We start from the raw sequence: 10,202 nt of genomic DNA, 5'->3' as shown, positions 1-10,202 counted from the left end.
AGCCTCGTTACATGTGGCACGAGGAAACGCCGGGGCAAGTGGCATTGGTTTCTGGTGGTGGCTGTGGTCATGAACCTTTGCACGCAGGTTTTATTGGTAAAGGCATGCTGACAGGTGCCTGCCCTGGTGAGGTATTTACTTCACCTACGCCTGATCAAATGTACGAATGTGGTAACCAAGTGAATACTGGTGAGGGCGTGCTGTTTATCATTAAAAACTACACCGGCGACGTGTTGAACTTTGAAACGGCCGTGGAGCTCCTTCATACCGATGGCATTAAAGTTGGGTCGGTGTTGGTGGATGACGATGTTGCAGTCAAAGACAGCCTGTATACCGCTGGTCGCCGTGGCGTCGCTGGAACGGTATTGGTTGAGAAGTTAGTTGGGGCTGCCGCGAACAAAGGTTATTCGTTGGAGCAATGTGAAGATCTGGCTCGTCGCGTTAATAATCACTGTCGTTCATTTGGCGTGGCGCTTAATGCTTGTGTTGTGCCAGCGGCGGGTAAACCATCTTTTGTTCTGGAAGATGATGAAGTGGAGTTTGGTGTTGGTATCCATGGTGAACCAGGTATCAAGCGAGTGAAATACACCGATGTCGATACGTTAGTGGATGAGATGTTTGCTGAAGTTGCTGAAAACACACCATATCAGCGCACTTTGCGTATTTGGAATCGTGACGAAGGTGAATGGGATGAAGTGGAATCCAGCATTGAGCCTTTCGCCGCTGAACACGACTACATCGTGATGGTGAATGGTATGGGTGGTACGCCAACTTCAGAGCTTTACGGAGTGTACCGCCGTCTGGCTCATAACTGCGAGCAAGCTGGGTTCCGTATCGTGCGTAATATGGTTGGTAACTTCTGTACGTCACTCGATATGGAAGGCGTTTCGATTACGTTGCTGAAGGCAGACAAAGAGATGTTGGAGCTGTTTGATGCTCCTGTCGATACGGCCGCGATCAAGTGGTAACAGGGGAGAGTAAACATGCAAATTGAAAAACAACATATCGTTCACTGGTTAGAGCTATGTGCAAAAACGTATCAAGAGAATCAAGATTTTCTGACCGACCTTGATCGTGATATTGGTGACGCAGACCATGGTCTCAATATGAACCGAGGCTTTAAAAAAGTTGCTGAAAAACTGCCGCAATTTGCGGACCAAAATATCGGCAGCATTCTCAAGAATACGGGCATGACCTTGCTTTCTAGTGTCGGTGGGGCAAGTGGCCCGCTGTATGGCACGCTGTTTATTCGCACGGCTGCCGCTGTCGGAACTCGAGAGCAATTAACGTTTGAAGAGTTAGTGGATGCACTAAAAAGCGGTGTGGATGGCGTGGTGTCTCGTGGTAAAGCGGAACTGGGTGATAAAACCATGTGTGATGTTTGGTTACCCGTTTTAGTTAGCGTGAAGGCGTCGTTAGAAAATGTCATGAGCGCCGATCACTTACTGAATGAAATGGTTGAGCTAGCAGAAACGAATGCGGTTGCCACGATTGAAATGTTGGCGAAAAAAGGGCGAGCAAGCTATTTAGGTGAACGTAGTATTGGTCACCAAGACCCCGGCGCAACCTCTTCTTTGTTAATGATTAAAGCACTACAGCAGGCAATAGCAGGTAATTAAGATGGTGGGAATTGTAGTTGTATCTCATAGTCGTCGCCTTGCAGAAGGGGTGGCAGAACTTGCCACCCAAATGACGCAAGGCAAAGCCAAGCTTGCGATTGCGGCTGGGATTGATGATCCAGAGAATCCGATCGGAACTGATGCTATTGCCGTGATGGAAGCGATTGAGCAGGTACAAGATCAACAAGGGGTTGTTGTATTGATGGATCTTGGCAGCGCGTTGCTTAGCACGGAAATGGCTCTGGATCTGATTGATGATCATGTGAGGGAAAATGTCACCCTTATCTCGGCCCCTATTGTTGAAGGAACCATGGCGGCGTCGGTGGCTGCTGCCGCCGGACTACCTTTATCGACGGTAGTCGAAGAGGCACAGAATGCGTTAAGCGTAAAACGAGAGCACCTTGGTGATCAGCCACTAACATCCGCTGAGATAGCGCCAGTATCAGAGAACTTTGAGCAAGAGCGGACATTTGATTGGGTAGTGCAAAATCCGCATGGATTACATGCTCGTCCCGCTGCGGCCATTGTTGGTGCACTCGCGCCTTTTGACTGCCAATTATGGTTGAAAAAAGGCGAGCGCCGTGTGAACGCGAAAAGCTTAAACAGCATTGCGAAACTTGGTGTTCGTAGCCAAGAGACGATCACGCTGTGCGCACTCGGCTCTCAATCCAGTGAAGCAATCAAGGCATTTGAAGCCTTAGCTAGTGAGCACTTCGGAGAAAAAGAGACGGTTGAGCAAGGCATTATTGAATCTGAAGAGAGCACGGATACTCTGCTCTATGATATGGCCTCAAGTCAGATTGAAGGTGCTGTTGTTGGTATTCGAGTCAATGACGGTATCGCAACTGCTCCAGCTGTCCTTTTTACCCATGAAATGCCAGCTGTGCCTGAACGTTATTTCCAAAGTGAACAAGATGAAATTGAACGGGTTAAGCGTGCGATAGGCGTGGTTGTTCAACATTTGCAGGAGCAAGCGAAGCAGCCGAAAGGGGAAATATTTTCCGCTCATAGCATGATGCTCAGTGACCCAGAATTATGGGCATCGGTCGAGTCGCGAATTCAAACGGGCATGATAGCCGAGCAAGCTTGGGTAGAATCACTGCAAACGTTGGCCGAAGAGTTTCGCCAGGCAGAAAGTCAGTACATGCGGGAACGCGAAGCAGATGTGCATGATATCGCACGCCAAGTTATGGTCGAAATGACAGGCGTAACGCCTAATGCCATCGACATTCAGGAACCGAGTATTTTGTTGGCCCGCGACCTGATGCCTTCTGATGTGGCCGGGCTTGATAAATCGAAAGTGCTTGGTATCTGTTTGAGTGAAGGAGGGAAAACCTCTCACAGTGCGATTCTTGCTCGTGCGATGGGGATTCCTGCCATCGTTAAAGCACAGGGCTGTCTTGATGCTGTGTGTGCTGGTCAAGTGGTGACTATTGATGGCTTCCGAGGGCATTTATGGTTCTCTCCTTCGGATTCCGTACAGCAGGAATTAGAAGCGCAACAAATTGAGTGGCAAATCTCCCGACAAAGTGCGCTAGCGAGTGCTCAGCAAGCCGCAGTCACCTGTGATGGCGTCCATATTCCAGTATTCGCCAATATTGGTGGACCGAAAGATATTGATGATGCACTCACATCAGGAGCTGAGGGGGTTGGTCTATTCCGGACTGAGTTTCTATTTCAAAACAGTGATGAGTTGCCGACTGAGGAAGCGCAATACCAAGTGTATCGTGATATTGCCGCCGCACTTGGTGATAAGCCACTTACGATTCGTAGTCTAGATGTTGGCGGTGATAAGCCTTTAGCCGCTTATCCTATGCCATCGGAAGATAATCCATTTTTAGGTTTGAGAGGGGTGCGGTTGTGCCTTCAACATGAGTCATTGTTTACCGCCCAACTTCGAGCCATTCTGAGAGCCTTTCACGAGCAACCGAATATTCAATTGATGATACCGATGGTGGCTCAGGTTGAAGAAGTGAGAAAAGTAAAAGCGCTGTTGGCGCATCAAGCAAACCAACTCGGCTTGGATGCGACTCATTTGCCTGTCGGTATTATGATTGAGGTACCCGCCGCGGTGTTGAATGCTGATGCGTTAGCACAAGAAGTCGACTTTTTCTCTATTGGCACCAATGATTTGACTCAATATGTTATGGCAGCTGATCGAGGCAACGCCGCCGTTGCCGAATTGGTGAACTACTTTGAACCATCGGTACTAAAAGCCATTGAACTCACATGTGCAGCAGGCGATCGCGCGGGCATACCGGTCAGTATGTGTGGTGAGATGGCTGGCGATCCAAATGCCACAGAAACATTGCTTCGTGTTGGGTTACAAAAATTCAGCGCCAGTTCGAGTCTGCTACCGGGACTAAAAGCGCAGATTCGTCAGCTGTCTGTTGATGTTTAATCGACATCTTGTCGTTAGTACATCTCTACCGGCGTGCTTACGCCGGTTTTACTTTTGTAGGAACGCCAGTTCTTGGCTTAATACAGCTTCATTTGCTCCTGCAGCCCAAACTTATTAATTTTTCTCCATAGGGTCGTGCGGCCAATTTGCAATGCTTTTGCCATATCATGCATTTTTCCATCACACTGATTCCAAGCCTGAACAATAGCTCTTCTCTCGGCTTCTTCTAGCGTGATTACCGGCGTATTTTCTGCGGTATGGCGAGAATTCAGTTTAATGTCTTCAGGAATATCGTTCAGCTTGATTAAGTTGGAACTGCGGTTAAGCAAAATTCGCTCAGTTCGGTTTCTTAATTCAGAGTTGTTGCCTGACCAACGAAAATTCATCAACGCTTCCAGTGCGACTGGCTCTATCGAGATAGTCACATTGTGGCGGCGTTCATAATGGCTGATAAGCTGCTGGACGAGAAATTCAATGTCTTCTTTGCGCTTTCTTAGTGGCGGAATATGCAGCTCGTTCGAGGAGATTTCATAATAAAGTTGCCGACCAAATGAGCGCTGAGTGACATACTCGCTGATCTCTGAAGCGGTGCTCGTAATAAGTTGAAAGTCTACGGGGATCAATCGCAAACTGTCGCTGCGGCTGACGAGCCCAGTTTTTAACAACTTAAGTAACACGGCTTGTAAATCGGGCGATAGATATTCCACCTTCTCTAAAAAGAGCGTGCCGCCATGGGCGAGTTCAAACTTAGAGGGCATGCCTTGTCCCTCGTCGTATCCCAGGGTTTCTTTGACCAGTTGCTCTGTATTGATGGAGCGGCAGTTGAGCGTAATGAATGGTCCTTCTTTGTAGGCGCTTTCGTTATGAATCGCCATGGCGAGAGTGGCTTTTCCTACGCCTTCTTCACCCGTAATTAGAATCGGTGATTTGGACTTTATGGCCCGCTTTGCCACGGTAATGACGTGCTTCATTTTTCGTGAAATGACAGGCAAAGTGCTGAATGTATAGCGCGCACTGCCACCTATTTGTTGTTGAGCAAGTTCGCGAATTTTATCGATAGGGTGCAAGAACAATAAGTGTGTGCCGTCGTTGAGTGGACGCAAGGTAATGATCGCTTCAACAAACTCGCCACGAACCTCTACCGTTGTGAGTTTGCGGTTGATGCTTGCACCCGACTCAATACTATTGAGGACATTTGGCGGGAAACGTAAAACCGAAAAGACTTCTTTATCCAAGACCTGACTGGCTTCAATGTTTAACAAGCGCTCTGATTGGTGATTTACCATGGTGATATGGCTTTCTTCATCCCAGGCCAGAAGGCCGTCATCCATGCATTCTAACGTTGCGTTGTGCGCACAAGTGAGGCGGTTAATGTTTTCTTGTTCCGACTGAATATGGATTTGCAAACTGACTTCTTTCGCGCTCGACGCGATGATGACCAAGTTTTCTTTCTTATAGCTCTCTGCTTTTTTGAGAAGGCATGTTGTGCCGCGTAACTTGCCAAATTGGTCGAAAACAGGTGCTGCTACAGAGGCATAAGAATGTAAGTGGCGATTGAAATGTTCTGCTGCGAATACTTCACACGGGATATGAGTACTAATACAAAGATTGACCGCATTTGTGCCAATTTTTCCTTCAGATAGAAAACAGCCTTGTTTAATGCCTAGTACCTGCATCTCTTGTTGCATTGAGTCATGTCCCACAACGGAAAGAACGCAGCCGTTGCCATCAGTTACCATCAATAGCAGGTCTTCGTCTCCTAGCATGTCGTAAGTGTCTTCAAGTACTGTCGTGGCGCATTCGATGAGGTGCTCGTTGCGTTTCATCAGAGATGAGAAGGTAAAGCCAGAGGCAATATGTGGTTTTGACCAGGTATAAGGGCTGCATTGCTTTATGCAACGCTCCCACGACTCAAGTACGGGAGTGCGGGAAAATTCTGGAGATACCCAATGGTGTTTCTGGAAAAACTCCCATTTGGTTTTAGTGTCTTCGATTGAAAGCATGCCATACCGTTTCAATACCAGCGATAGATTGGTCTGATATTACAGAGACATACGAATATGGACTGTGATGGCTTTCACGCACGTCTTACAGAAAGGATACGCAAAGAAAAGAGGCTAGTAGAGAAGGCGTTCCTTGCCGGAGGTTGGGTTAAAAAGGGCTGTCTTTGCCCAGTTCGTTACAGATCTCGACAATGGCGAGCGAGAGACCTGATTTTATTATTTGTTGCTGGCGTTGAAGTTGGAGTTGATAAAACTCAAGGTCGATGTCGTCATCAGGTTCGTTGACTTCTAATTGCACCATGCCCATTTTCTTTACCAGATGTAGCTTTTTGATTGGCTCTAGAATATTTGGATCAGTGAACTCGTAGTCGGATGCATCGCTATTGAGTCGGTTTTTAAGCTTAATGATGTCTTCAATATCATGATAAATATCGTCTGGGAGTACGCCTAAGCCAAATAGGAGTTTCAAACGAACGGAGAGATCGCCCAGCGGTCCGGAGTCTTGCAGTAGGGGACCAACAACCGATTGCACGGCGAAGTTATCTTTACGAAAGATCCTTTGTATTAGCCCGTCGATGGAATCGTTGAACACATCGACTGCTGCAATAAAAAAGCCTCGTACCGATGGCGCGCTGTTTAATCGTTCAATGATCTCGGTTTCGTTGATGTTATCTGCCATATACTGAGTAACTGTTTAAAATTATATTTATGGGGAGCAGAGCTCCCCTTGATTTGATTAAAGCTGGTGGTAAATCACTTCGATTTGAGCCACTTCAACACTGTCTTCAGCCAGGCCAGTGTACGTTGCTAGCGTTTTCTTTACGCCCACGGCTTTTAATGAGGTTTGTAGTTCCACCGCTTGTGGGTCGGTGTCGTTGGTGTATTTCAACGCCGCCGCGATCCCTTTCAAAAGTGTTTGATTTTCAGTGCCATACTCGATTGTACCGAGTAATGGCTTCACTAATCTATCATTTGCACCCAATTTACGAATTGGTTGTCGTCCAACGCGATCCACTTCATCCACTAAATATGGGTTGGCAAAGCGTCCTAGGATCTTTTCGATGTAAGCCTTGTGCATGTCGCGATCAAAACCGTAGCGCTTGATCAGTACTTCTCCGCTTTCGTGCATTGCTTGTTTTACTTCAGCATGAATGCTTGGGTCTTCAATTGCTTCACGAATGGTACGGTGCCCTTTCAAACAACCTAAATAAGCGGTAATGCAGTGACCTGTGTTTAGGGTGAACAGCTTACGTTCTACGAATGCCATTAGGTTGTTGGTTTTTTCCATGCCAGCAATGTTTGGGATATCGCCCTTGAATTGCTGCTCATCGACAATCCATTCACTAAAGCTTTCTACCGTAACTTCTAGTGGATCATCGTTGGCGGCTTCTGCTGGTGGCACGATGCGATCTACCGCTGAATCAACAAAGCCAACCAACTCGTCTGCCTTTGCGTGCAGTGATTCATCCAAGTGTTTGTACACCTCACCTTTTAGGTGTGTGGTACCACGCACCATATTTTCACAGGCGATGATGTTAAGTGGCGCGTCATTGCCAGCTTCAAAACGTTTGGCGATGCCTTTCGCGATGGTTTTTGCGATGATGTCTAATACGTTTGGACCGACCGCTGTGGTAACTAAATCGGTTTTGACGATGCGATCAATCACGTCATCACTGGCTGAATTTACGGCTGTGACGTGGGTAACAGTATCGATTTGGCACTCAGTACCGACCACTTTTACTTTGTATTCTTGCTTGTGACTCAGTTGATCGACGAGTGGTGCGTCCACGTCTGCAAATGTGACCTCGACTTCTGCATCTGCTAAGAGTTTTCCGATGAAACCACGACCAATGTTACCTGCACCAAAATGAACTGCGTTTTTCATAATTCTTACCTACCAATGTCTAAAATGTTGACTTACGAAACTAGGGGGAGGCCAACCGCATAGGGGGTGACAGCTGACCTCATTTGCCTCAGGAGCAAATTAAAGGGGTAATTAAGCCGCTTGTTGACCGCCAAGGATGTTCAGAATCTCTTCCACATCGTTGGTGCTAGTTAGCTTCTCAATTGCCTCCGGCTCATCGAGCGCGTTCGTAATGGTGGTAATCACCTGGATGTGCTCATCGTTCTTAGCGGCAATGCCGATAACCAGTTTCGCTACATCATCGTCGTCTTCAGTAAATTGGATACCCGATGGGTATTGGCAGATTACAATGCCGGTTTTCTTCACGCGGTCTTTCGCTTCCACCGTGCCGTGAGGCACTGCGATAGATTCGCCTAGGTAAGTTGGAACCAATGCTTCACGCTCAAACATCGCGTCTACGTATTCTGGTTCTGCGTAGCCAAGTTCGACCAACTTGTTGCCCGCGAAGCGAATCGCTTCTTCTTTGTTGGCAGCTTTCAAACCTAGGTGAATGTTTTCACGCTGGATTTGGAACACCGACGCTTGCTTTGGCTCGAAGTTGTCGTCGTTTGCTGCCACGAGCGAAACTTTTACCATTTGGTCGTCATTGGCTGCGGATTGGTTTTGTGCTGCTAGTAGTTTGGTGACTAGCTGGTTGTACATTTCGCTATCTAGGAAGTTCGTCAATGAAATGTGGTGTGCGTTTGGAGCATGCTTACGTGCACGATCCGTTAAGTCTTTATGAGTAATCACGATATCTGCACTCTCTGGTAAGCTGTTAATGGCAAGGTTGGTTACGTGGATGTTCAGACCTGCGTCTTGAACCTTTTTGCGTAGCATGCTCGCGCCCATTGCACTCGAGCCCATGCCCGCATCACAAGCGACAATGATGCTTTGTACTGTCGCTAGGTCTACGTCACCTTTGCTTTGGCTGTTTACCACCGCATCGTTTTTAGATGCAGATTTCATGTCTTTCATTTGTGATGTTGCTTTTTCTAGTGCTGCTTCATCACCGTCTTCTTCTGTTGACGTTTGAGTCTTCATTAGCAGTGCTGCTACGGCGAATGACACGCCTGTTGCTGCTGCGATAGACGCTAGAACACCAACGATTGAGCCTTTCTGAGTCATCAACAAGATTGCAAAGATTGAACCTGGTGATGCTGGAGAAACGATACCTGCGTTAAAGATAGTTAGAACGAATACGCCAGTCATACCACCTGCGATAGCCGCAAGGATTAGGCGAGGGTTCATTAGGATGTATGGGAAGTAAATCTCGTGGATACCGCCGAAGAAGTGGATGATTGATGCACCACCTGCCGTTTGACGAGCCGTACCTTTACCAAACACCATGTAAGCTAGCAGGATACCTAGACCAGGGCCTGGGTTTGCTTCGATTAGGAAGAAGATCGATTGACCTGTTTCAGACGCTTGTTGGATACCCAGTGGAGAGAAGATACCGTGGTTGATCGCGTTGTTTAGGAACAGGATCTTCGCAGGTTCAACGAAGATTGAAGTTAGTGGTAGTAGGTGAGCAGAAACTAGGAAGTTAACGCCTGCCGCCAAGCCACCAGAAAGAATTTTTACGAATGGACCGATAAAGATGAAAGCAAGGATCGCACATAGCATGCCGATGATGCCCGCAGAGAAGTTGTTAACCAACATCTCGAAGCCACTTTTTACTTTACCATCGATGTAGTTATCGAATTTCTTGATAGCCCAGCCGCCCATTGGGCCGACCATCATTGCACCCATAAACATTGGGATGTCTGTACCGACAATCACACCCATTGTTGTGATTGCACCGACTACCGCACCACGATCGCCACCAACTAATTTACCACCGGTGTAACCGATAAGTAGTGGCAGCAAGTAGGTAATCATTGGGCCAACCATAGAGGCTAACGTTTCGTTTGGTAGCCATCCAGTTGGGATAAATAGAGCAGTGATAAAGCCCCACGCGATAAACGCGCCGATGTTTGGCATTACCATGTTTGACAGAAAACGACCAAAATTTTGTATCTTGATCTTGGCATCTGGTGATATCATAACAATTCCCCGTTCGATGTTCTGATGAATCTTGTTGTAGTAAACGGTTCGCCAAAACCGTTTGTTTGATTGCTTAGTACCCAATCAATTTACCACACATTTTCCAATTGGAACTGACAACGGGTTTTTCGTGATCTACGCCCGCATTTCTTAGGCTGAGAAACGGTTTTTAAGTGACCAAGTTCAACTTATTAGCTTGTAACTTAATAACAAAAAGTCACTTTCAAATC

The 10,202-nt window shown here is 47.1% G+C and carries 7 protein-coding genes; 3 read left to right on the top strand and 4 right to left on the bottom strand.

Annotated features, from left to right (window positions below; translation table 11 throughout):
- The 3 genes from dhaK to ptsP all read left to right on the top strand — a co-directional run.
- Positions 1 to 968: dihydroxyacetone kinase subunit DhaK (gene dhaK / locus CAG69_RS05960; protein ID WP_161443165.1), on the top strand; the 968-nt coding region annotated here is incomplete at its 5' end.
- 15 nt (positions 969 to 983) lie between these two features.
- Positions 984 to 1,619 (top strand): dihydroxyacetone kinase subunit DhaL, encoded by a 636-nt coding sequence (gene dhaL / locus CAG69_RS05955; RefSeq protein WP_161443163.1) that lies wholly within the window; start codon positions 984 to 986, stop codon positions 1,617 to 1,619.
- Between the two features lies 1 nt (position 1,620).
- Complete coding sequence (ptsP, locus tag CAG69_RS05950; RefSeq protein ID WP_161443162.1) at positions 1,621 to 4,020, top strand: phosphoenolpyruvate--protein phosphotransferase; 2,400 nt, start codon at positions 1,621 to 1,623, stop codon at positions 4,018 to 4,020.
- A gap of 77 nt (positions 4,021 to 4,097) precedes the next feature.
- Here the strand turns inward: ptsP and dhaR are convergent, their stop codons facing one another.
- The 4 genes from dhaR to CAG69_RS05930 form a co-directional block, all read right to left on the bottom strand.
- Positions 4,098 to 6,023 carry a dihydroxyacetone kinase operon transcriptional regulator DhaR gene (gene dhaR, locus CAG69_RS05945; RefSeq protein WP_161443160.1) on the bottom strand — a complete coding sequence of 642 codons (1,926 nt, stop codon included), beginning with the start codon at positions 6,021 to 6,023 and terminating at the stop codon, positions 4,098 to 4,100.
- 148 nt (positions 6,024 to 6,171) lie between these two features.
- Positions 6,172 to 6,702, bottom strand: a complete 531-nt coding sequence (locus CAG69_RS05940) for an MltR family transcriptional regulator (protein ID WP_012841150.1) — start codon at positions 6,700 to 6,702, stop codon at positions 6,172 to 6,174.
- A gap of 57 nt (positions 6,703 to 6,759) precedes the next feature.
- Entirely contained in the window at positions 6,760 to 7,908 is a 1,149-nt protein-coding gene (locus tag CAG69_RS05935; RefSeq protein ID WP_161443159.1) for a mannitol-1-phosphate 5-dehydrogenase, read from the bottom strand.
- Between the two features lie 111 nt (positions 7,909 to 8,019).
- On the bottom strand, positions 8,020 to 9,972 hold the full coding sequence (locus tag CAG69_RS05930; RefSeq protein WP_161443157.1) for a PTS mannitol transporter subunit IICBA: 1,953 nt from the start codon (positions 9,970 to 9,972) through the stop codon (positions 8,020 to 8,022).
- Positions 9,973 to 10,202 lie beyond the last annotated feature (230 nt).

It is taken from the genome of Vibrio sp. V43_P6S15P86 (assembly GCF_009904725.1).
In the GTDB taxonomy this organism is placed as follows: Bacteria; Pseudomonadota; Gammaproteobacteria; order Enterobacterales; family Vibrionaceae; genus Vibrio; species Vibrio diabolicus.
Note: the sequence above shows the minus strand (reverse complement) of the source record. Positions and strands in the feature narration are given on the sequence as shown.

What these genes read in the sequence shown, in the direction of transcription:
- dhaR (WP_161443160.1), bottom strand. Translation starts at nt 6,023, where the DNA reads ATGCTTTCAATCGAAGACACTAAAACCAAATGGGAGTTTTTCCAGAAA.
- CAG69_RS05940 (WP_012841150.1), bottom strand. Translation starts at nt 6,702, where the DNA reads ATGGCAGATAACATCAACGAAACCGAGATCATTGAACGATTAAACAGC.
- CAG69_RS05935 (WP_161443159.1), bottom strand. Translation starts at nt 7,908, where the DNA reads ATGAAAAACGCAGTTCATTTTGGTGCAGGTAACATTGGTCGTGGTTTC.
- CAG69_RS05930 (WP_161443157.1), bottom strand. Translation starts at nt 9,972, where the DNA reads ATGATATCACCAGATGCCAAGATCAAGATACAAAATTTTGGTCGTTTT.
- dhaL (WP_161443163.1), top strand. Translation starts at nt 984, where the DNA reads ATGCAAATTGAAAAACAACATATCGTTCACTGGTTAGAGCTATGTGCA.
- ptsP (WP_161443162.1), top strand. Translation starts at nt 1,621, where the DNA reads ATGGTGGGAATTGTAGTTGTATCTCATAGTCGTCGCCTTGCAGAAGGG.